This is a genomic window from Streptomyces spirodelae (assembly GCF_017676385.1).
Taxonomy (GTDB): Bacteria; Actinomycetota; Actinomycetes; order Streptomycetales; family Streptomycetaceae; genus Streptomyces; species Streptomyces spirodelae.
Genome location: NZ_JAFFZN010000042.1, coordinates 21,151 through 41,848, shown reverse-complemented (window position 1 = coordinate 41,848; position 20,698 = coordinate 21,151). Strand labels below are relative to the sequence as shown.

The window sequence follows — 20,698 nt, the reverse complement described above, 5'->3', positions numbered from 1 at the left end:
GGCTTCATTCCTTCTTGCGGCGGGTACCGAAGACGATCTCGTCCCAGCTCGGCACGGCCGCCCGGCGGCCCGGTCGGACGCCGTCGGCCTCCGCCTGCCGGTCGGTGTTGCCCTTGAGGCGGTCCCGGTGGGCACCCACCGAGCGCGGCATCAGCACATCCGCGTACGCGGACCCGGCGCTCGCGGCGGGCGCCGGGGGCTCCACGGCCTCCGGCTCCTGCTCCTCCTCGCCCTCGCTGTCGGTGCCCTCGACCGTCTCGGCGGAGGCGGCGGCCTCGCCGTCCTCGTCCGCACCGGCGGGCCTCGGCTCGGGGACCACCAGGTCGCCCCGGAAGCTGGGCACCGCCTCCAGGAGGCTGGTCAGCGAGTCCGGGGTGCCGCTGCCGTCCTCGACGCCGGGCGGCAGCTGCTCGTCCTCGTCGCCGGGCGCTGGCGCCAGGGACGCGGGCTCCAGCTCGTGGCGGCCGCTGCCGGAGCGCTCGCCGCGGTCCGTACGCTCCCGGGGCAGCCGGGCGATCCGGGGCACGAACGGGAAGCTGGGCTCCGGTGTGTCGTCGGTCTCCCCGATGAGCGCCCTGGCCTCGTCGTCCACTGCCTGCACCAGTCGGCGCGGCGGGTCGTAGGTCCAGGTCGCCGAGTGGGGCTGGGCCGCGACGCGGTAGGCGAGCAGCACCTCCCAGGTGCCGTCGTCGCGCCGCCAGGAGTCCCAGTGCACGGAGTCCTTGTCGGCGCCGCGCAGCAGCAGCCGCTCGGCGACGGCCTCGCCGAGCTGCGGCCCGACGTTCTCGCCGGGGCGGCGCACGGGGGTCTTGCGGGCGCGCTCGGCCATGAACGCGCGCTCGGCGAGCACGGGGCCCTCGAAGCGGCGTACGCGGTCGACGGGGATACCCGCGAGGGACGCGACCTCCTCAGCGGAGGCACCGGCTCGTATCCGGGCCTGGATGTCGCGAGGCCGCAGGTGGCTCTCCACCTCGATCTCGATCTGGCCCAGCCGCGCCCGGTCGTTCCGGACGGCGGCGCGCAGCCGCTCGTCGATCGGAAGCGTGTATTCCGTGCTGTCGGCAGCTTTGAGCACCAGTCGTGTGCCGTCGTTGCTGACGGCCACGACACGCAGTTCGGGCATGGGGACCTCCCGGGTGGTGCCTGCCGACGTCACGTGCGTCGCTGCTCCCGCTAGACGAGTGTGGCCTGCCCGGGTGCAGCCTGCCACAACCTTGCCGACTTCCTCGGGGTCCGAGGCTGTGTCCAGATCGTTGTTCGAATCGTTGGGAACTGCCCAGAACCGCCGCTACGGCACGGTTACCTCCTCACAACGCACAGTGAACGAGGTGGTCACTGTGTGCAGCCAGCGCCGGGTCAGAACCGAGACCAGGGCTCGTCACACTACTCCATTAGGGCCACCCGGGTGGACCGGCGCGCCACCGAAGTTGCTCCGGAGTAAGGGAGTTGACGCCCCAAGAGTCCATTTGGCCTGGATACGGGGGTGGGAAGCGTCACAGAACCACCCGAAATGGAACCTTCCCCTTCGCTCGAAAGTCCCCTAATCGTGCACAGTTCTTGGAGTGTGCGATCAAGGGCGGTAAATGGACAAGAGTGACAAACGACCTGCGTCCCCCAAGGAAACCCCTCAACAGGAAGAGAGCAAGAGTGCCGGCAAGCTGGATCTGAGCGTGGCCCAGGTGCTGGGCAGCGCCGTCGCCGCAGTGATCGCCGCGTTCGCGGCGGGGCAACTGGGGGTGTACGGCACCTTCCTGGGCGCCGGCGTGATGAGTCTCGTCGCCACCAGCGGCGGCCCGGTCTTCCAGCACTTCTTCCGCAGGACCGGCGAGCAGATCAAGGAAGTCACCGTCCCGCCCAAGGCGCGGCAGGCCCCGGTGCGGGACCCCGCCGCGGGCTGGAAGGAGGACGAAGGCCACCACACCCGCCAGGCCCTCCACAACGCGGAGGCGCTGCACGACACCGGAGCCGCGGCCACCCAACTGCTCCCCACCGCGGGAGGGGCGGCCGAGGACGCGGACGCCACCCGGCTGCTGCGCGGCGCGCAGACGGCCCAGGCGGGGGAGAGCACGGACGCGACCCAGGTGCTGCGCAGCGTGGACGCCACGCGGATACCGCGCCACGACGACGCCACGCGGGTGCTGGGCACCGTCAGGCGCCCGGCGGACGGTGCGGGCGCGGTGGACGGCGAGGAGGTTCCCGGTGACGGGGAGTTCACCGAGGCCACCACGCACGGCACCAAGTGGCGCGGCTGGCGGCGTACGCTGCTGCCCGCCGCCGTGGTGTTCGTGATCGCGATCGGTGGCATCACGCTGTACGAGGCGGTATCCGGCCACAGCGTCTCCGGCGGGAAGGGCACCTCCCTCAGCGATGTGTTCCGGCCGGACCACGGCTCCTCCACCGGCGACACCCCCAAGGCTCCTGGGGCCGGTACGGATCAGGACGGGGCGGGGAACAGCGAGAGCCCGAGCCCCACTCCGGAGAGCTCCCAGCAGTCCCCAGAGCAGGGCGACCGCGACAGCGGCGAGAGCGGGAAGACCGGCTCCACGGACACCGACGGCACATCCAGCCCGACGCCGGACCCGTCCCACTCCCCGTCGGACGGGACGGAGAGCTCGGGGGACGGCTCGAGCAGCGACCCCGGCTCCGGCGACACCAGCGGCTCGGACAGCGGGCAGGACGGCGACGGAACGGGTTCCGGACAGAGCGACGGAACAGGCAGCGGCTCCCAGCTCCCCCAGGGACAGCAGCCCGGACTCTCCTCGCAGGGCTAGTCCGCTTCCGCGCGCCGCACACGGGCCGCGCCGCACGTCTGCACAGACGGTGGTGCGGCCCGTTCCGTACGCCCGGGGCCGCCCTCGTACGCCCGGGGGCGGCCCCGGGCGTACGAGGTCAGTCGCCCAGCACGCGCCGCAGATAGTCGTTGCCGAAGACCCTGTCCGGGTCCAGGCGGTCGCGCAGGGCCGTGAACTCCCCGAACCTGGGATACACCCGCGCGAGGTACTCGGCGTCCCTGCTGTGCAGCTTTCCCCAGTGGGGGCGGCCGGCGTGTGCCGTCATGATCCGTTCGACCGCGCTGAAGTAACCCTGGTGGGGCGTGCCCCGGTACAGGTGGACCGCCACGTACGCCGTCTCGCGCCCGCTCGCCGTCGACAGCGGGATGTCGTCCGCCGGCGCCGTACGCACCTCGACGGGAAAGCTCACCCGGAAGTCCGACCGCTCCACCAGCGCCTTCAGCTCCCGCAGCGCCTCCACCAGCGCGGCACGCGGAATCGCGTACTCCATCTCCACGAAGCGCACCCTGCGCGGGCTGGTGAAGACCTTGTAAGGGATGTCGGTGTAGCTGCGTGCTGACAAGGCGCGGCTGGAGACGCGGGCGACACCGGGAACGGTCGCGGGCACCGCCTTGCCCAGGGCGCAGGCCGCCCGGAAGACCCCGTTGGAGAGCAGCTCGTCGTCCACCCAGCCGCGCACCCGGGGGAGCGGGGCCGCGGGGCCCGCGCTGCGGTTGTTGCGCTTGGTGTTGCAGCGATCGGTGTGCGGGAACCAGTAGAACTCGAAGTGTTCGTTCTCTGCGACCAGTTGCTCGAACTCATCGACGACCCGGTCGAACGGCATCGGCTCCTCGCGGGCCGTGAGCAGAAACTCCGGCTCGACCCCGAAGGTGATCTCGCTGACGACACCCAGCGCCCCGAGCCCCACCCGGGCCGCTTCGAACAGCTCCCGCTCCTGCGGCGTCCCCTCCGGCGAGCAGCGCACCACCGAACCGTCGGCCAGCACCAGCTCCAGGCCCTTGATCTGGGCCGCTGTCGAGGCCGAGTCCCGGCCGGTTCCGTGGGTGCCGGTGCTGACGGCACCGGAGACCGTCTGCTCCATGATGTCGCCCATGTTCGTCAGCGACAGACCCCGCGCCGCCAGCGCGGCGTTCAGGTCCTTCAGCGGGGTGCCCGCTGCGACGGTGACCTCTCCCGCCGCCCGGTCCACGGCCCGTATCCCCCTCAGCCGTTCGGGACGTATCAGCACCCCGTCCGTGACGGCGGCGGCCGTGAACGAGTGACCGGTGCCCGCGGCCTTGACCCGCAGTCCGTCGGCGGCGGCGCGCCGCACCACCTCGGCAAGCGCCTCTGTGGTGGAGGGCGAGACCGTCCGCTGCGGCGCGGCCGTCACATTGCCCGCCCAGTTCCGCCATGTCGTTGCCCGGTCGTCCGCCGCCCGGCCGCCCGCCGCCCGTATGCCCGATCGCGCGCTCATCTGTGACCGTCCCTTCTCGCCGCGGCACCGGCCGGGGTTCGGCCGGCGGTGGCCGAGGGCCGCGCCACAACCGCCGACGCCCCCGCTCCGACGGGCCCCCACCAGTTGGAGAGGGATCTTACTCACGGGTCTCCTCCGGTCGCCCGGTCGGACACCGGCGCCCAGGAGCCGAGGGCGACGGCTTCCGCTGCGCACCGGATGGCAGGATCGAGACATGTCCGATGCGCTCCCCACCGAATCTTCCGGCTCCGAGCCGGACGCCTCTCCGGCGCCCTACGACGCACTCCTGCTGCTGTCCTTCGGCGGTCCCGAAGGACGCGAGGACGTCGTCCCGTTCCTGCAGAACGTCACCCGGGGACGAGGCATCCCCACCGAGCGGCTCGAAGAGGTGGGGCAGCACTACTACCTCTTCGACGGAATCAGCCCCATCAACGAGCAGAACCGGACGCTGCTGACTGCGCTCCGCGACGACTTCGCCGAGCACGGCCTCGACCTGCCGGTCTACTGGGGCAACCGCAACTGGACTCCGTATCTCACCGACGCGCTGCGCGAGATGGCGCGTGACGGACACCAGCGGGTCCTCGTACTGGCCACGAGCGCGTACGCGTCCTACTCGGGCTGCCGCCAGTACCGCGAGAACCTGGCCGAGTCGCTGGCCGCCCTCCGGGACGAGGGGCTGCGTCCGCCACGGGTGGACAAACTGCGGCACTACTTCAACCACCCGGGCTTCATCGAGCCCGTCGTGGACGGCGTACTCGCCTGTCTGGAGGACCTCCCGGCGCAGGTGCGCGAGGGGGCCCACCTCGCCTTCACCACCCACTCCATCCCCGTCGCCGCGGCCGACACCTCGGGCCCGGTCGAGGCACACGGCGAAGGCGGCGCCTATGTGGCACAACACCGCGACGTGGCAGCGCTGATCACCGAGGCCGTCCGGGAGCGCACCGGAAGGCAGCACCCCTTCAGCCTCGTCTACCAGTCGCGCAGCGGCTCGCCGTCGGTCCCGTGGCTGGAGCCGGACATCTGCGACCACCTGGAGGAGCTGCACGGGCAGGGGGTGCCGGGCGTGGTCATGGTGCCGATCGGGTTCGTCTCCGACCATATGGAGGTCCGCTACGACCTGGACACCGAAGCCATGGCCAAGGCCGCCGAGCTGGGGCTGCCGGCGCGCCGTTCGCCCACCGTCGGCGCCGACCCCCGATTCGCAGCGGCGGTTCGGGACCTGGTGCTGGAGAGAGCCGCGAGTGAGCGGGGCGAGCAGCCCGCACGGTGCGCGCTGGGCGCACTGGGCCCGAGCCACGATGTGTGCCCCGTCGGCTGCTGTCCGGCGCGGACACCCAAGCCGGCGGCGGCCGGCGCCGACGCTCCGGCCCTGTGAGGACGCTCGGGGCCTGTGAGGACGCTCTGGCCCTGGGAGGCCGTGCACCGTCCAACGACACACACATACACCCGCACACACGTACCGACTGGAGCAGCGACAAAAGTGACTGACACCTCGCGGTCCGACACCTCGCAGTCCGCGTCCGAGCCCGCCGACGACGCGCTCAAGGCCGAACTGCTCACCCTCGCCCAGGAGGCCGCGACCCGCGCGGGCGCCCTGCTGCGGGACGGCCGCCCCGCCGACCTGGGCGTCGCCGCGACCAAGACCAGCCCCATCGACGTGGTCACCGAGATGGACCTGGCCTCCGAGAAGCTGATCACCGGCTTCCTCACCGAGCACCGCCCGCACGACGGCTTCCTCGGCGAGGAGGGCGCCTCCAGTACCGGCAGCTCCGGAGTCCGCTGGGTGATCGACCCGGTCGACGGCACCGTCAACTACCTGTATGGACGCCCCGACTGGGCCGTCTCCATCGCCGCCGAGTTCCACGGCGAGCGCGTTGTCGGCGTCGTGGCGGCCCCGGTGCGCGGGGAGACCTGGCACGCGGTCAGCGGGCAGGGCGCCTTCCTGGACGGGCACCGGCTGCGGTGCCGCCCCTCGCCGCCGCTGGAGCAGGCGCTGATCGGCACCGGCTTCGGATACGTCACCGAGCGGCGGGTCGCGCAGGCAGCCGTTGCCCAGGAGCTCGTTCCCAGGGTGCGGGACATCCGCCGGGGCGGCTCGGCCGCCATCGACCTGTGCGATGTGGCCACCGGACGACTCGACGGCTTCTACGAGCGCGGCCTCAACCCCTGGGACCTCGCCGCGGGGGAGCTCATCGCACGGGAGGCGGGCGCCGTCACAGGCGGCCGGCCCGGTACGCCCGCCGACGGTGACCTCACCATCGCCGCCTCGCCCGGCGTCTTCGACGCCCTCCAGCCGCTGCTGGAACGGCTGGGCGCCTGGCACGACTAGTAGGGCGCGCCTCTGGAGGCAAGAACGCGCCCCTGACGGGGTACAAAAAGGTGCGGCCCCCGGGTCGGGGGCCGCACCGTCGGTTGTGCGAAGCGCGCCGTCAGGCGACCTGTACGCCGTGTTCGGCGGCGAGACGGCGGAGGTCTTCCAGTTCCGACTGCTCGACGTCCACGAGGAAGTCGTCGCCCGATTCACGTGCGCGGTGCAGGTCGGACTCGGTGGTCCGTATACGCTGCAGGATGCCTGCGGTGAATGCGTCCATGGTGTGCCCCCTCGTCGCGGGTCGGTGGCACGGGGTGTGCCGAGGGATTGTGGTGCTTCCCCGATCACGGCGTGGTCCCCGGACTCGCGTCAGCGATACGTCGTGGCACGCTGCGCACAGGGCGTGATCGTGGGTGGTGCTCAGGTCCTCCCCAACGGGAACCTCAGAGAAACCTCAAGCGCCCTGAAAAAGTGCCACGGTCCCGTGCCGGAGTCCCTCCCCACCCTCTCACCTCGGCTCTTACCGCCGATTTACCGGGGGTCGAGGCACGATGGAGAGCAACGATCCCCCTTGCGTGTCCAGGGGAGTCCATCCGTACCCAGGGAAGGAAAAGCGCCGTGCGCGTACTCGTCGTCGAGGACGAGCAGCTGCTCGCCGATGCCGTGGCGACGGGCCTCCGCAGGGAGGCCATGGCCGTCGATGTGGTCTACGACGGCGCGGCAGCGCAGGAGCGCATCGACGTCAACGACTACGACGTGGTCGTACTCGACCGCGACTTGCCGGTCGTCCACGGTGACGACGTCTGCCGGCGGATCGTCCAGCTCGGTCTGCCCACCCGGGTGCTGATGCTCACCGCCTCGGGGGACGTCAGCGACCGGGTGGAGGGCCTGGAGCTGGGCGCCGACGACTACCTGCCCAAGCCCTTCGCCTTCTCGGAACTGACGGCCCGGGTGCGCGCGCTGGGACGGCGCACCACCACGGCGCTGCCGCCGGTGCTGGAGCGGGCCGGTATCCGGCTCGACCCCGGCCGCCGTGAGGTCTTCAGGGACGGCCGGGAGATCCAGCTGGCGCCCAAGGAGTTCGCCGTACTGGAGGTGCTGATGCGCGGGGAGGGAACCGTCGTCTCCGCGGAGCAGCTGCTGGAGAAGGCGTGGGACGAGAACACCGACCCGTTCACCAATGTGGTGCGCGTGACGGTGATGACGCTGCGCCGCAAGCTCGGTGAGCCGCCGGTGATCGTGACCGTGCCCGGCGCTGGGTACCGGATCTGACGCCGATGGCTTCCTCATCCTCCCCCACGGGGGCCGGCCCGGGCGCGGGCGGCAGCGGCGGCCCGGGCCACGGTCAGATGCCGTCGGCCCCGCCCAAGCCGAGCTGGGACCCGCGCGAGACACCGCGCTCCTCGCCCTGGCTGCGGCCCACCATCCGGATAAGGCTCACGCTGCTGTACGGCGGTATGTTCCTGATCGCGGGCATGCTGCTGCTGACGATCATCTATCTGCTGGCGGCACAGGCTCTGGACGACGCCAGCCAGCTTCCGTTCCGCATCCTCAACGGAAACGCGCAGCCGACCTCGGACCGCTGTCCGGGGCTGACGGGGACGCTGCCCAGCGATGTGTTCATGCAGCGTCTGTCGGCGTGCGCGGAGGCGCAGCGCAGGATGGCGCTCGACGGGCTGCTGCGCCGCTCGCTGCTGGCCCTGCTCGGGCTGGCCGTGGCCGCTTTCGCCTTCGGCTATGTGATGGCCGGCCGGGTGCTCTCACCGCTGGGCCGTATCACTCGTACGGCTCGACAGGTGGCCGGCTCCGATCTGCACAAGCGGATCGAGCTGGAGGGTCCGGACGACGAGCTCAAGGAGCTGGCGGACACCTTCGACGAGATGCTGGACCGCCTGGAGCGCGCCTTCACCGCCCAGCAGCGTTTCGTCGGCAACGCCTCGCACGAGCTGCGCACCCCGCTGGCGATCAACCGCACGCTGCTGGAGGTGCAGCTCGCCGACCCGGACGCCTCGCCTGAGCTGCAGCAACTGGCCAAGACGCTGCTGGCCACCAACGAGCGCAGTGAGCAGCTCGTGGAGGGCCTGCTGCTGCTGGCGCGGAGCGAGAACGAGCTGGTGGACCGCAAGCCGGTGGACCTGGCAGAGGTGGCCTCGCAGGCGGTCGAACAGGCGCGTGGGGAGGCCGAAAGCAGGGGTGTCGAGTTGCGCGGAGTGCGGCAGCCCACATATGTCCAGGGCAACGGGGTACTCCTGGAGCGCGTCGCACTGAATCTGGTGCAGAATGCCGTGCGCTACAACGTGCGGGAAGGCGGCTGGGTGTCGGTCAGTACCGAGGCCCAGCCGGGGCAGGCGGTGCTGGTCGTCGAGAACACCGGGCCGGTGGTACCGGCCTATGAGGTGGACAACCTCTTCGAGCCGTTCCGGCGTCTTCGCACGGAGCGGACGGGCAGCGACAAGGGCGTCGGGCTCGGGTTGTCGATCGTGCGCTCGGTGGCGCGGGCGCACGGCGGCGCGGTCTCGGCCGTGCCGCGCGAGGACGGCGGTCTGGTTATGCGGGTGACGTTGCCGCTGTGAGAGGGCGCGGAAGCCGTGCGGGACCGCGGCGCTCGGTGAGGCCGTGGCAGGAGTGAGCGAGGGCGAGAGACATGGAGGTGACGAAGAGTGACTGAGAACAGCTCGACGTAGCCAGAATGTCGTTCGCTATATGCGGAATTCACGGCTTCGCACCGCCTACGGCCGAGCTGTGATCGATCACACATACGAATTTTCCAAGGGGTACGCACTGTGGCCACAGGACGGGAACAAATCCCGGAAAGTCCAGGTTTCCGCAGGTGGAGATCGTGGGCAGTACCCCGGATGGCGTGTGTGGAGCACAACCGGGGACCGTTTATGGTCCTCCTCGACAACCGACATGATCACCTCTTCAGGGGTGCGGTTGGGTGTCGATTGAGTAACAGACCTTGATGTGAGGCAAAATCTCCGCCTCAGGCCGGGCACAAGTCCGGCCTCTCACGCGTTACGTGCGCTGGAGACACCACAGACACCCAGAGGGGGAGAGCGACAATGGCTACGGATTACGACACTCCACGCAAGACCGACGAAGACGTCAACGAAGACAGCATCGAGGAGCTGAAGGCCCGGCGGAACGACAAGTCCGCGTCCAATGTCGACGTGGACGAGTTCGAGCAGGCCGAGGGTCTTGAGCTGCCCGGTGCCGACCTCTCCAACGAGGAGCTGTCGGTGAGGGTGCTGCCCCGCCAGGCGGACGAGTTCACCTGCATGAGCTGCTTCCTGGTGCACCACCGCTCGCAGCTCGCCGCGGAGAAGGACGGTCAGCCGATCTGCCGCGACTGCGCGGCCTGACGAGCGGACCGACTGCTCGTGGCGGTCGAAGGCGCACGTGACGACGAGCGAGGTCCTCATGACCGGTCGGCCTCGCTCGTGCCGTACCAGGGCGGCCCCGAGCCGCACACGGGCGGCACAGCACTGACCACGCTGCCCGGAGGCGACCGGAACGGGAGCGGGGGCGAAGACCGGCGCGGCAGGGTGGGCCTGTGGCGTGCCGGGGGGCGCCGTGCCCGGGTCTTTCTGCACGTCGTCGCCGAGCGCATCATCGAGACCGCGCCGCGTGTGCCGGTGCGGGATCTGGAGACACTCCACACGCAGTTCCCGGGGCTTGGCACCGAGGAGCTGGCCGACAAACTGGTCGCGGGAGCCACCAAAGGCTCCGCGACCGTGGGCGCCGGAGTCGGCGCCGCCGCCATGCTGCCGGTGCCGCCCGCCATGCCGGCCGAGCTGGCCGCCGAGATCGTCGGCGTCGCCGGCGTCGAGCTCAAGCTGATCGCCGAGCTCCACGAGGTCTACGGCCGCCGCGCGCCCGGCAACGCCCGCGAGCGTGCCACCGCCTACCTGGGGTCCTGGGCCTCCGAGCGGGGCATCGAGCTCACCCGGCCCGCCACTGTGAGCGTGGCGATGGGCGGGGAGCTCCGCAACCGTCTGCGGCAGCAGATCACCAAGCGCACGCTGCGCAATCTGCCGAACCTCACGCCGTTCCTGATAGGAGCCGCCGTCGGCGCCTTCGCCAATCACCGGGAGACCGCGAAGCTCGCCGAACGCATCCGCGCCGACCTGCGGACCGGCCCGCCTCCAGGACCCTAGGCCCCCGGGACGGCCCCAGGGCTAGGACGCGGAAGCCTCACGGGCGGCGCGCAGCGCCGCGGCCAGCCGCTCCGGGTGCCGGGTGGAGACGTAGACGTACGGTGTCGGGTCACCGGGGTCGGTCACCGGTATCCGCACCGCCGTCGGGACGTAGCCGCGCAGCACCATGTGCGCGCGGGTGTCCGCCTTGTACGTACGCCACGCGCGCGCCTCCTGAGCGTCCAGCGGCTCGGCCTCGCCCAGCGCCGAGACGGGGATACGCGCCTCACCCGCGACCAGCGAGCCCGCCACCACACGCACCCGGACGCCGCCGTACGCGCTCACACACACCGCCGCCAGCGCGGTACCGCCCACCAGCCCGCACAGCAGCGGCAGCGGGCCGAAGGGGAACAGCACCAGTGCGCACGCCACACCGAGACCGGCGGCGATCAGCCACCAGGACCGGGGAGCGGTCAGGCGTTCGTCGTAGGGCGGGGGCGCGGAAACCATGCGTCCAGCTTGGCACGGCGCCGCTTCGCAGCCCGCACGGCGGTAAGGTCTGCACCCGTGAGTGCAGTCAATCCCCCCGGTCCCCCGAAGTCCTCGCTGGTGCCGCCGCCCGACGCCGTCCCTCCGGTCCGCCATCCCGAGGCTCCCGCGCCCGGCGAGCCGCTGGGCGCCCACTACGAGATGTGCTTCGGCTGCGGCGGGGGACAGCCGCACGGTCTGCACTTGGCGGCGCGGGCCGGTGAAGGCGTCAGCGTCACAGCGGAGTTCACCGTGCAGCCCGCCCACCAGGGTGCTCCCGGGCTCGCGCACGGCGGGGTGCTGACCACCGCGCTGGACGAGACGTTGGGCTCGCTGGGCTGGCTGATGCATGTGATCGCCGTGACGGGCCGGCTGGAGACCGACTTCCTGCAACCCGTCCCGCTGGACACGCTGCTGCACATCGAGGCGCATGTCACCGCGGTGCACGGGCGCAAGATCTACTCCACGGCCACCGGCAGGATCGGCGGTCCCGACGGGCCGGTTGCCGTGCGTGCCGACGCCCTCTTCATCGAGGTGAAGGTCGAGCACTTCATCGAGAACGGCCGTGAGGAGGAGATCCGCGCGGCCATGGACGACCCCGACCAGATCAGGCGCGCACGTGCCTTCGAGGTGAACCCGTGAACGAGAGCGTCGAGGTACTGCTGCGCCGCGTCGACCCCGAGGTGCCGGTGCCCTCCTACCAGCACCCCGGCGACGCCGGCTGTGATCTGGTGACCACCCGGAGCGCACAGCTGGCACCGGGGGAGCGGGCCGTGCTGCCGACCGGGGTCTCCATCGCCCTCCCGGACGGCTACGCCGCGTTCGTTCACCCGCGTTCCGGTCTCGCGGCCCGCTGCGGCGTCTCGCTGGTGAATGCACCGGGAACGGTGGATGCCGGGTACCGTGGTGAGATCAAGGTGATCGTGGCCAATCTGGATCCGCGCGAGGCTGTGCGGTTCGAGCGGTTCGACCGTATCGCCCAACTTGTCGTCCAGCAGGTGGAGAAGGTGCGTTTCCGCGAGGTTGAGGAGCTGCCCGGCTCGGCACGGGACACGGGTGGATTCGGCTCCACGGGCGGTCACGCGGCAGCCGGCCCGGCCCAGCGGACAGCCTCCGCCGACGAGCCGGGCGCCACCCGGCAGACAGCCGCACAGCAGAAGGATTACGTTGCGGTCGGTGCCGATCGAGCTTCCGACCTGAGAGGACAGTGACGTGTTCGGACGTCGTCGCAAGAAGAGCGAAACGCCCCAGAAGGGCACCTCGGACGAGTTCGAGACGGAACAGGACGGCCAGGACGAGCCGCAGGACAGTGTGGAAGCCGACTCCGGTGACATGGCCGAGACCGGCGAGACCCGCGTCAAGCTGCCTCCGGCGCCCCGGCCGGACGGCCCCTGGGACATCGAAGAGGTCACCGAGCCCGCCTCCGGACGGGTCGATCTGGGCGGCCTGTTCATCCCCGGCGTCGAGGGAATGGAGCTGCGGGTCGAGGTCGCGGGCGACGCGATCGTCGCGGCGACCGTCGTGCTCCAGGACAGCGCCGTCCAGCTCCAGGGCTTCGCCGCGCCCAAGCGCGAGGGCATCTGGGACGAGGTGCGCGAGGAGATCGCCTCCGGCATCACCCAGCAGGGCGGCGTCATCGACGAGGTCGAGGGCCCCCTCGGCTGGGAGCTGCGGGCCCAGGTGCCGGTGCAGCTGCCCGACGGCACCGGCGGCGTCCAGGTCGTACGGTTCGTCGGCGTGGACGGCCCGCGGTGGTTCCTGCGGGGTGTGATCTCGGGCCAGGGCGCGGTGCAGCCGCAGGCCGCGGGGGTGCTGGAGCAGATCTTCCGGGACACGGTCGTGGTGCGCGGCGACGGGCCGATGGCTCCGCGTGACCCCATCGTCCTCAAGCTGCCGGAGGACGCGCAGATGGTGCCGGACGGTGTGCAGCAGGAGACGGTCGAGGAGGGCTCCCGGTTCGCGGGCGGCCTGGACAAGCTCCAGCGCGGACCGGAGATCTCCGAGGTCCGGTAGCGCGCTGCGCACCCGCTGCGGCGCACAGACCATCGGCGGCCGGGTCCTGTCACGGGCCCGGCCGCCGTCGCGCTCCTGCTCCGCCTCCGGCCTGGTCGGACCGCCGCCGTCCGAGATCCATACGGAACTCTGACGTCCCCGCTGCCCTTCGGCGGCCGGTCGCGCCCCGGGAGCGGTGACAATGGGAGGCATGTCGTCTGGAGCACAACCGCGGCGGGGCCGACTGCGGGTCTTCCTCGGCGCTGCGCCCGGCGTCGGCAAGACGTACGCCGTACTGTCCGAGGCGCACCGCCGGGTGGAGCGGGGCACCGACGTGGTGGTCGGGTTCGTCGAGCACCACGACCGGCCGCGTACCGAGGTGCTGCTGCACGGGCTCGAACAGATCCCGCGCCGGGAGATCACCTACCGCGGTGCCGTGCTCACCGAGATGGACTCCGACGCGGTGCTCGCACGCCGCCCCGCCGTGGCCGTCGTGGACGAGCTGGCCCACACCAATGTGCCCGGCTCGCGGAACGCCAAGCGCTGGCAGGACGTGGAGGAGCTGCTGGCGGCCGGGATCGACGTCGTCTCCACCGTCAACATCCAGCATCTGGAGTCGCTCGGTGACGTGGTCGAGTCGATCACCGGCGTACGGCAGCGCGAGACCGTGCCGGACGAGGTGGTGCGGCGAGCCGACCAGATCGAGCTGGTCGACATGTCGCCGCAGTCGCTGCGCCGCCGGATGGCGCACGGCAACATCTACGCGCCGGACAAGGTCGACGCCGCGCTCTCCAACTACTTCCGCCCCGGCAACCTGACGGCCCTGCGCGAGCTCGCACTGCTGTGGACGGCCGACCGGGTCGACGAATACCTCCAGCAGTACCGCTCCGAGCACCGCATACGTTCCACCTGGCAGGCCCGCGAGCGGATCGTCGTCGGCCTCACCGGCGGGCCCGAAGGGCGCACCCTCATCCGCCGCGCCTCCCGGATGGCGGCCAAGGGCTCGGGCAGCGAGCTCCTGGCCGTCCACATCTCCCGGGCCGACGGCCTCACCTCGGCCTCCCCGAAGGAACTCGCCGGCCAGCGCACCCTCGTCGAGGACCTGGGCGGCACCTACCACCACGTCATCGGGGACGACGTTCCCCAGGCGCTGCTGGAGTTCGCGCGCGGCGTCAACGCCACGCAGATCGTGCTCGGCTCCTCGCGCCGCAAGACGTGGCAGTACATCTTCGGCCCCGGGGTCGGCGCCACCGTGGCCCGGGACTCGGGCCCGGACCTGGACGTGCACATCGTCACCCATGAGGAGGTCGCCAAGGGCCGCGGCCTGCCCGGGGCGCGCACCGCCCGGCTGGGTACGGGACGCGTCGGCGCCGGCTGGCTGACCGCCTTCGCGGCCCCCTCGCTGCTGACGTTCCTGATGCTGGCCGGTGACCCCGGCATCGGCTTCACCAACGACGTCCTGCTCTTCCTGGTGCTGACCGTGGCCGCCGGACTGGTGGGCGGGCTGCTGCCCGCGCTGGCCTCGGCCGCCGTGTGCTCGGCGCTGATGAACTACTACTTCACCGAACCCGTCCGCACCTGGACCATCAGCGACGGCCGCAACATCGTCTCGCTCGCCGTCTTCTTCGCCGTGGCCGTCGCTGTCGCATCGGTCGTCGACCTGGCGGCCCGCCGCACTCAGCAGGCGGCCAGGTTGCGCGCCGAATCGGAGATCCTCTCCACCCTGGCCGGCAGCGTGCTGCGTGGCGAGAGCCGCCATGGCACCGGCACTCCCGGCGCCTGGCCCAGCCTGGACGCGCTGCTGGAGCGGGTGCGCGAGACCTTCGCCATGGACTGTGTGGCGCTGCTGGAGCGGGCCGACGAGCGGTCCGCCTGGACCTGCGCCGGCAGCGTCGGCACCACCGCGTCCGGCAGGCGGCCGGCCACCCCCGAGGACGGCGACACCGACATGCCCGTCGGCGACAACATGATGCTGGTGCTCTCCGGGCGGGTACTGCCCGCCGAGGACCGCCGGGTGCTCGCCGCCTTCGCCGCGCAGGCCGTCGGAGCGCTGGACCGGCAGCGCCTGCTGGGCGAGGCCGAACAGGCCCGCGAGCTGGCCGAGGGCAACCGCATCCGCACCGCGCTGCTGGCCGCGGTCTCGCACGATCTGCGCACCCCGCTGGCCGCCATCAAGGCGTCCGTCTCCTCGCTGCGCTCGGGCGATGTCGAGTGGTCGGCGGAGGACGAGGCGGAGCTGCTGCGGGCCATCGAGGAGGGCGCGGACAAGCTGGACAACCTCGTGGGCAACCTGCTGGACATGTCCAGGCTGCAGACCGGCACCGTCAAGCCGCACATCAAGGACATCAGCCTGGAAGAGGTCGTGCCCAAGGCGCTGGGTGGAGTGCCCGACGGCAGTGTGCGGCTGGCCGTCGCCGAGGCGCTGCCGCTGATCGCCGTCGACCCCGGGCTGCTGGAGCGGACCGTCGCCAACCTGGTGGAGAACGCGGTCAAGTACAGCCCGGAGGGCAAGAAGGTGCTGGTGCGGGCGAGCGCGCTGGCCGACCGGGTCGAGGTCCGCGTCACCGACCGCGGTCCCGGTGTGCCCGACAGCGACAAGGACCGCATCTTCGAGCCCTTCCAGCGCTACGGCGACGCCCCCGGTGGCGCCGGCGTCGGGCTCGGCCTCGCCGTCGCCCGCGGCTTCGCCGAGGCGATGGGCGGCACCCTGGAGGCCGAGGACACCCCGGGCGGCGGGATGACCATGGTGCTCACCCTGTGCGCGGCGCACGGCCGCGGGCCCGTACGCGCCCGCCCGTCCGCACGGACCGGCGCACAGGCCCCGCCGCAGCCGGGCTCCCCGCAGTCGGGCCCGCCCCGGCCCGTGCCGCGTCCCCAGCCGCAGCGCTCCGGCGCCTGAGCGGCCACAACGGAATCGAGAGGAAACCAGCATGCACCGGGTGCTCGTGGTCGACGACGAACCGCAGATCGTCCGCGCCCTCGTGATCAACCTCAAGGCACGCAAGTACGAGGTGGAGGCCGCGCACGACGGCGCGACCGCGCTGCGCCTCGCCGCCGACCGGCACCCCGACGCCATCGTCCTGGACCTCGGCCTGCCCGACATGGACGGCGTGGACGTCATCCGCGGCATCCGCGGCTGGACCCGGATACCGATCCTGGTGCTCTCCGCGCGGCAGACCTCGGACGAGAAGGTCGAGGCGCTGGACGCGGGGGCCGACGACTACGTCACCAAGCCGTTCGGCATGGACGAACTGCTCGCGCGGCTGCGCGCGGCTGTCCGGCGCGCCGAGCCCCCGGCGGGGATGCCGGACGGTGCGGGCGTCATCGAGACCGACTCCTTCACCGTCGACCTGGCGGCGAAGAAGGTCCACCGCGACGGCGGCGACGTACGGCTGACCCCCACCGAGTGGCACCTGCTGGAGGTCCTGGTGCGCAACCCCGGACGGCTGGTGAGCCAGAAGCAGCTCCTGAAGGAGGTCTGGGGGCCCTCGTACGGCACCGAGACCAACTATCTGCGCGTCTACATGGCCCAGCTCCGCCGCAAACTGGAAGCCGACCCCGCACACCCCCGGCACTTCGTTACGGAGGCGGGGATGGGGTATCGGTTCGAGAGGTGAGGATGGTGGGGTTCCGGCCGGGGGTCCGGGGGTTGTCCCCCCGGGGGATGCAGCGTGACGGAGGCGGGGATGGGGTATCGGTTCGAGAGGTGAGGATGGCGGGGGTTCCGGTGGCCGGATTGCCCCGGACGAGTGGGGCACCTGCAGGGGAGACTGCCCGCCGTCCGGCGGTACCCTGGCGGTTATGACTGGCGCCACCCGAGAGCAGCGGGGCACGGGAAGGGGGCGGTTCCGGAGGTTCCTGGAACGGCTCTCCTCCTCGGAGGAGGACCTGCGCTCGGCCGAGCTGCGTGAGGAATCCGAGGACACGGGCTGTGCCCGCATCTCCGAATGCACCGACCGCGAGATGGTGCGGGTAACGGGTACGCTGCGCACCGTGACCCTGCGGCCACGCGCCGGAGTGCCCACCCTGGAGGCCGAACTGTTCGACGGCTCGGCCTCGCTGGATGTCGTCTGGCTGGGCCGCCGCTCCATCGCGGGGATCGAGCCGGGCCGCAAGCTGATCGCCTGGGGGCGGATCACCGTCAACCACGGCCGTCCTGTGTTGTTCAACCCCAAATACGAGCTGCGACCCCTCGGACAGGAGTAGCGGGTGACCTCTCCCGACAAGCGGACGACCGAAGCGGATGAGCCGGCCGGTCGGCCGGCCGGTGAGACCGGATCGCACGCGGTGACGGAAGCCGCGCTGTTCGAGGCGTTCGGCGGCGTGCGGGGCCTGGTCGAGACGACCGTGCCCGGTCTGCTGTTCATCGCGATGTACACGGTGAACAAGGACATCCACCTCGCCGCCATCACCGCGCTGGTGATCTCCGGTGTGATGGTCGTCGTCCGGCTGCTGCGCAAGGACACCGTCAAGCACGCGTTCAGCGGGATCTTCGGCGTCGGCTTCGGTGTGCTCTTCGCGATGATGACCGGGAACGCCAAGGACTTCTATCTGCCCGGCATGCTCTACACGCTCGGGCTGGCGCTCGCCTACATCGTCACCTCGCTGGCAGGCGTTCCCCTGCTCGGGCTGGTGCTCGGCCCGGTGTTCAAGGAGAACCTGTCCTGGCGCAAGCGCAACCCCGGCCGTAAGAAGGCGTACACCAAGGCGAGTTACGCCTGGGGGTTCATCCTGCTCGGCAAGTCCGCCGTGCTCTTTCCGCTGTACTTCTGGGGCGACACCACACAGTTCGGCTGGGTGACGGTCATCCTGAAGATCCCGCCGTTCCTGCTGGCGGTCTACCTCACCTGGATCTTCCTGGCCAAGGCGCCGCCGCCGATCAACGTCATCGCGGAGATGGAAGCCGAGGAAGAGGCCGCCAAGGCTGAGAAGGCGGCAGCGAAGGCCACCAATTCCTGAGACGGCTCCGGACGGGTGGACCGCGAGGGCGGGCTGAGCGCTTGCGCTAAGAGCGCTTGCGGCGCGGCGAGTGTGTCCGCCGGTTCCGCACCGGCCGCGGCCGCTACCCTCGGCGGGACGGAGGCGATGCGGCATGGAAGAGTCCACCCGATCCGAGCAGCCCGCCCACCGAGTGCCCCGCAGAGCCGTACTACGCACCGCGCTGGCGGCCGGCACCGGCGGCTTCCTCGCCGCCGCCTGCGGGCCCGGTGGCGACGACGACGCGTCCCCGTTCACCGGTGAGCGGCGCACGGGCGAGCACGTACTGGCCGTGAAGGTCGACAACGTGGCCGCGGCGCGCCCGCAGACCGGGCTCCAGCACGCCGACATCGTCTACACCGAGCAGGTCGAGGCGGGCCTCAGCCGCATAGTCGCCGTCTTCGCCTCCGACATCCCTGCCACAGTCGGGCCCGTCCGCAGCGCCCGCGAGTCCGACATCGAACTGCTGCGTCAGTTCGACCGGCCCGCGCTGGCCTTCTCCGGCGTACAGGGGAAGCTCCTGCCCACCCTGGAGGCGGCACCGGTGCTCCTGCTGTCACCCGGCGAGCTGAGCGACGGCTACGAGCGCGACCCCGGCCGCCGCGCCCCGCACAACCTCTACCTCAAGGCCCGCCGTGCCGAGCGGGCCGCCGACGACGCCTCCGCGCCCCGCGACATCGGCTTCCGGTTCGGCGCCGCGCCCAAGGGCGGCAGGGCCACGGACCAGGAGACCGTCCGCTACCCCGCGGCCCGCACCACCTTCACCTGGTCCGCCGACCGCCGCCGCTGGCTGGTGGCGATGGACGGCGCCCCGGCACGCTCGCGCGGCGAAGGACGGCTCGCGCCCGCCACCGTAGTGATCCAGTACGTGACCGTGCGCTCCTCCCGCTTCCACGACAGCTCCGGCAGCGTCACCCCGTACACCGAGACGGTGGGCTCGGGCGACGCGCTGGTGCTGCGGGACGGCAAGGAGTACGAGGCGCGCTGGTCCCGGCCCTCGGCGAACGGCGGCACCACCTTCACCGAGGCGGAAGGAGGACGCCGCCTGCGCTTCGCGCGCGGCCAGGTGTGGATCGCGCTGGTGGAGCGGAAGGGCTGAAGCCGGGAGGGAGAGGAGGGGCAGGCTGTCAGCGTGCCGAGAGCAGTTCCTCCAACTGTTCCTCGCGTGCGGGTGCTGCGACGAACAGCAGTTCGTCGCCCGCCTCAAGGACGTCGTCCGTGTCCGGTGTCAGCACCCGGGAGCCCCGGATGATCGTCACCAGCGAGGTGTCCTCCGGCCAGCTCACATCGCCCACCCGGGTGCCGGCCAGGGGTGACTCCGGAGGCAGCGTCAACTCGACGAGGTTCGCGTCACCCTGCGAGAAGCGCAGCAGCCGCACCAGGTCGCCGACGCTGACCGCCTCCTCGACCAGCGCCGACATCAGGCGCGGCGTCGAGACGGCGACATCCACGCCCCACGACTCGTTGAACAGCCACTCGTTCTTCGGGTTGTTGACCCGGGCCACGACCCGCGGCACCCCGTACTCCGTCTTGGCCAGCAGGGAGACCACCAGGTTGACCTTGTCGTCACCCGTCGCGGCGATCACCACATGGCAGCGCTCCAGCGCCGCCTCGTCGAGCGAGGTGATCTCGCACGCGTCCGCCAGCAGCCACTCCGCCTGCGGCACCCGCTCGACCGAGATGGCCGTCGGCGCCTTGTCGATGAGCAGCACCTCGTGCCCGTTCTCCAGCAGTTCGCCCGCGATGGAGCGACCCACGGCGCCCGCTCCGGCAATAGCGACCCTCACGACTCCGGCCCCCCAGTGAAAACTTCCTCGACCCGTGCGACCTCGTCGCAGCGCATCATCACATGCACCAGGTCGCCTTCCTGGAGGACTGTTTGGGACGTGGGCAGTATGGCCTCGCCCAGCCGGGTGAGGAAGGCGATGCGCACACCCGCCTCCTCCTGGAGCCTGCTGACGCGCTCGCCGACCCACGCGGTGGAGGTGTGCACCTCAGCGAGCTGCACCGTGCCGCTCGGGTCGCGCCACAGCGGCTCGGAGCCGGACGGCAGCAGCCTGCGCAGCATCTGGTCGGCGGTCCAGCGGACGGTCGCCACCGTGGGGATGCCCAGCCGCTGGTAGACCTCGGCGCGCCGCGGGTCGTAGATCCGCGCGGCCACGTGCGTTGTGCCGAACATCTCACGTGCCACCCGGGCCGCGATGATGTTGGAGTTGTCGCCGCTGCTGACCGCGGCGAACGCTCCCGCTTCCTCTATCCCGGCCTCGCGCAGGGTGTCCTGATCGAAGCCGATGCCTGTGACCCGGCGGCCGCCGAAGCCCGAGCCAAGGCGCCGGAATGCGGTGGGGTCACGGTCGATGACCGCGACCGTGTGGCCCTGTCGCTCCAGGGTCTGCGCGAGCTCCGCTCCTACTCGTCCGCAGCCCATGATCACAATGTGCAACGCCCGTCCCTTCGTCCCGTACAGCGGGCCGTCTCAGCATCGCACGACTGACCGCATACGATC

Annotated in this window: 21 protein-coding genes; 15 read left to right on the top strand and 6 right to left on the bottom strand. The window is 71.3% G+C overall.

Annotation, left to right across the window (positions count from 1 at the left end):
* Window positions 1-4: 4 nt before the first annotated feature.
* Window positions 5-1,123 carry a septation protein SepH gene (gene sepH / locus JW592_RS30790; protein WP_209268558.1) on the bottom strand — a complete coding sequence of 373 codons (1,119 nt, stop codon included), beginning with the start codon at window positions 1,121-1,123 and terminating at the stop codon, window positions 5-7.
* Between the two features lie 460 nt (window positions 1,124-1,583).
* Between sepH and JW592_RS30785 the strand changes: the two genes are divergently transcribed.
* Complete coding sequence (locus JW592_RS30785) at window positions 1,584-2,771, top strand: hypothetical protein (protein WP_229377128.1); 1,188 nt, start codon at window positions 1,584-1,586, stop codon at window positions 2,769-2,771.
* Window positions 2,772-2,889: 118 nt separating this feature from the next.
* Here the strand turns inward: JW592_RS30785 and JW592_RS30780 are convergent, their stop codons facing one another.
* A complete protein-coding gene (locus JW592_RS30780; protein WP_209268557.1) occupies window positions 2,890-4,248 on the bottom strand; it encodes a D-arabinono-1,4-lactone oxidase in 1,359 nt (452 codons plus the stop codon).
* A gap of 214 nt (window positions 4,249-4,462) precedes the next feature.
* Between JW592_RS30780 and JW592_RS30775 the strand changes: the two genes are divergently transcribed.
* Window positions 4,463-5,623, top strand: coding sequence for a ferrochelatase (locus JW592_RS30775; protein ID WP_209268556.1), 1,161 nt, complete (start codon window positions 4,463-4,465; stop codon window positions 5,621-5,623).
* Window positions 5,624-5,728: 105 nt separating this feature from the next.
* A complete protein-coding gene (locus JW592_RS30770; protein WP_209268555.1) occupies window positions 5,729-6,577 on the top strand; it encodes an inositol monophosphatase family protein in 849 nt (282 codons plus the stop codon).
* Window positions 6,578-6,677: 100 nt separating this feature from the next.
* Here the strand turns inward: JW592_RS30770 and JW592_RS30765 are convergent, their stop codons facing one another.
* Window positions 6,678-6,839, bottom strand: a complete 162-nt coding sequence (locus tag JW592_RS30765) for a hypothetical protein (RefSeq protein ID WP_019359798.1) — start codon at window positions 6,837-6,839, stop codon at window positions 6,678-6,680.
* Window positions 6,840-7,177: 338 nt separating this feature from the next.
* Between JW592_RS30765 and JW592_RS30760 the strand changes: the two genes are divergently transcribed.
* The 4 genes from JW592_RS30760 (at window position 7,178) to JW592_RS30745 (ending at window position 10,716) form a co-directional block, all read left to right on the top strand.
* Window positions 7,178-7,831: a response regulator transcription factor gene (locus JW592_RS30760; protein WP_209268554.1), complete on the top strand. Its 654-nt coding sequence runs from the start codon at window positions 7,178-7,180 to the stop codon at window positions 7,829-7,831.
* A gap of 5 nt (window positions 7,832-7,836) precedes the next feature.
* Window positions 7,837-9,132 (top strand): sensor histidine kinase, encoded by a 1,296-nt coding sequence (locus JW592_RS30755; RefSeq protein ID WP_372446608.1) that lies wholly within the window; start codon window positions 7,837-7,839, stop codon window positions 9,130-9,132.
* 489 nt (window positions 9,133-9,621) lie between these two features.
* Complete coding sequence (locus JW592_RS30750; RefSeq protein WP_209268553.1) at window positions 9,622-9,921, top strand: DUF4193 domain-containing protein; 300 nt, start codon at window positions 9,622-9,624, stop codon at window positions 9,919-9,921.
* A gap of 18 nt (window positions 9,922-9,939) precedes the next feature.
* A complete protein-coding gene (locus JW592_RS30745; protein WP_209268552.1) occupies window positions 9,940-10,716 on the top strand; it encodes a hypothetical protein in 777 nt (258 codons plus the stop codon).
* Window positions 10,717-10,737: 21 nt separating this feature from the next.
* On the opposite strand, the gene JW592_RS30740 is transcribed toward JW592_RS30745, so the two are convergent.
* Window positions 10,738-11,205 carry a DUF3093 domain-containing protein gene (locus JW592_RS30740; protein WP_209268551.1) on the bottom strand — a complete coding sequence of 156 codons (468 nt, stop codon included), beginning with the start codon at window positions 11,203-11,205 and terminating at the stop codon, window positions 10,738-10,740.
* A 57-nt stretch (window positions 11,206-11,262) separates the two neighbouring features.
* On the opposite strand from JW592_RS30740, the gene JW592_RS30735 reads away from it, so the two are divergent.
* From JW592_RS30735 to JW592_RS30700, 8 genes are all read left to right on the top strand, one after another.
* Window positions 11,263-11,865 (top strand): PaaI family thioesterase, encoded by a 603-nt coding sequence (locus tag JW592_RS30735; protein WP_209268550.1) that lies wholly within the window; start codon window positions 11,263-11,265, stop codon window positions 11,863-11,865.
* Window positions 11,862-12,434 (top strand): dUTP diphosphatase, encoded by a 573-nt coding sequence (dut, locus tag JW592_RS30730; RefSeq protein ID WP_209268549.1) that lies wholly within the window; start codon window positions 11,862-11,864, stop codon window positions 12,432-12,434. The genes JW592_RS30735 and dut overlap by 4 nt, the downstream gene beginning before the upstream one ends.
* Before the next feature lies 1 nt (window position 12,435).
* A complete protein-coding gene (locus JW592_RS30725; protein ID WP_209268548.1) occupies window positions 12,436-13,236 on the top strand; it encodes a DUF3710 domain-containing protein in 801 nt (266 codons plus the stop codon).
* A gap of 190 nt (window positions 13,237-13,426) precedes the next feature.
* On the top strand, window positions 13,427-16,114 hold the full coding sequence (locus tag JW592_RS30720) for an ATP-binding protein (protein WP_209268547.1): 2,688 nt from the start codon (window positions 13,427-13,429) through the stop codon (window positions 16,112-16,114).
* A 31-nt stretch (window positions 16,115-16,145) separates the two neighbouring features.
* The gene (locus JW592_RS30715; protein WP_209268546.1) at window positions 16,146-16,832 is read left to right on the top strand and encodes a response regulator; all 687 of its coding nucleotides are present in this window, start codon (window positions 16,146-16,148) and stop codon (window positions 16,830-16,832) included.
* Between the two features lie 184 nt (window positions 16,833-17,016).
* On the top strand, window positions 17,017-17,421 hold the full coding sequence (locus JW592_RS30710; protein WP_209268545.1) for an OB-fold nucleic acid binding domain-containing protein: 405 nt from the start codon (window positions 17,017-17,019) through the stop codon (window positions 17,419-17,421).
* A gap of 3 nt (window positions 17,422-17,424) precedes the next feature.
* A complete protein-coding gene (locus tag JW592_RS30705) occupies window positions 17,425-18,174 on the top strand; it encodes a DUF3159 domain-containing protein (protein WP_209268544.1) in 750 nt (249 codons plus the stop codon).
* 133 nt (window positions 18,175-18,307) lie between these two features.
* The gene (locus tag JW592_RS30700; protein ID WP_209268543.1) at window positions 18,308-19,291 is read left to right on the top strand and encodes a DUF3048 domain-containing protein; all 984 of its coding nucleotides are present in this window, start codon (window positions 18,308-18,310) and stop codon (window positions 19,289-19,291) included.
* A gap of 28 nt (window positions 19,292-19,319) precedes the next feature.
* Here the strand turns inward: JW592_RS30700 and JW592_RS30695 are convergent, their stop codons facing one another.
* Window positions 19,320-19,979: a potassium channel family protein gene (locus tag JW592_RS30695; protein ID WP_209268542.1), complete on the bottom strand. Its 660-nt coding sequence runs from the start codon at window positions 19,977-19,979 to the stop codon at window positions 19,320-19,322.
* A complete protein-coding gene (locus tag JW592_RS30690) occupies window positions 19,976-20,635 on the bottom strand; it encodes a potassium channel family protein (protein ID WP_209268541.1) in 660 nt (219 codons plus the stop codon). Before JW592_RS30690 ends, JW592_RS30695 begins: the two co-directional genes overlap by 4 nt.
* Window positions 20,636-20,698: the final 63 nt, after the last annotated feature.

Coding starts and splice junctions, on each gene's coding strand:
- sepH (WP_209268558.1), bottom strand. CDS start 1,123: ATGCCCGAACTGCGTGTCGTGGCCGTCAGCAACGACGGCACACGACTG.
- JW592_RS30785 (WP_229377128.1), top strand. CDS start 1,584: ATGGACAAGAGTGACAAACGACCTGCGTCCCCCAAGGAAACCCCTCAA.
- JW592_RS30780 (WP_209268557.1), bottom strand. CDS start 4,248: ATGAGCGCGCGATCGGGCATACGGGCGGCGGGCGGCCGGGCGGCGGAC.
- JW592_RS30775 (WP_209268556.1), top strand. CDS start 4,463: ATGTCCGATGCGCTCCCCACCGAATCTTCCGGCTCCGAGCCGGACGCC.
- JW592_RS30765 (WP_019359798.1), bottom strand. CDS start 6,839: ATGGACGCATTCACCGCAGGCATCCTGCAGCGTATACGGACCACCGAG.
- JW592_RS30755 (WP_372446608.1), top strand. CDS start 7,837: ATGGCTTCCTCATCCTCCCCCACGGGGGCCGGCCCGGGCGCGGGCGGC.
- JW592_RS30750 (WP_209268553.1), top strand. CDS start 9,622: ATGGCTACGGATTACGACACTCCACGCAAGACCGACGAAGACGTCAAC.
- JW592_RS30740 (WP_209268551.1), bottom strand. CDS start 11,205: ATGGTTTCCGCGCCCCCGCCCTACGACGAACGCCTGACCGCTCCCCGG.
- JW592_RS30720 (WP_209268547.1), top strand. CDS start 13,427: ATGTCGTCTGGAGCACAACCGCGGCGGGGCCGACTGCGGGTCTTCCTC.
- JW592_RS30715 (WP_209268546.1), top strand. CDS start 16,146: ATGCACCGGGTGCTCGTGGTCGACGACGAACCGCAGATCGTCCGCGCC.
- JW592_RS30710 (WP_209268545.1), top strand. CDS start 17,017: ATGACTGGCGCCACCCGAGAGCAGCGGGGCACGGGAAGGGGGCGGTTC.
- JW592_RS30700 (WP_209268543.1), top strand. CDS start 18,308: ATGGAAGAGTCCACCCGATCCGAGCAGCCCGCCCACCGAGTGCCCCGC.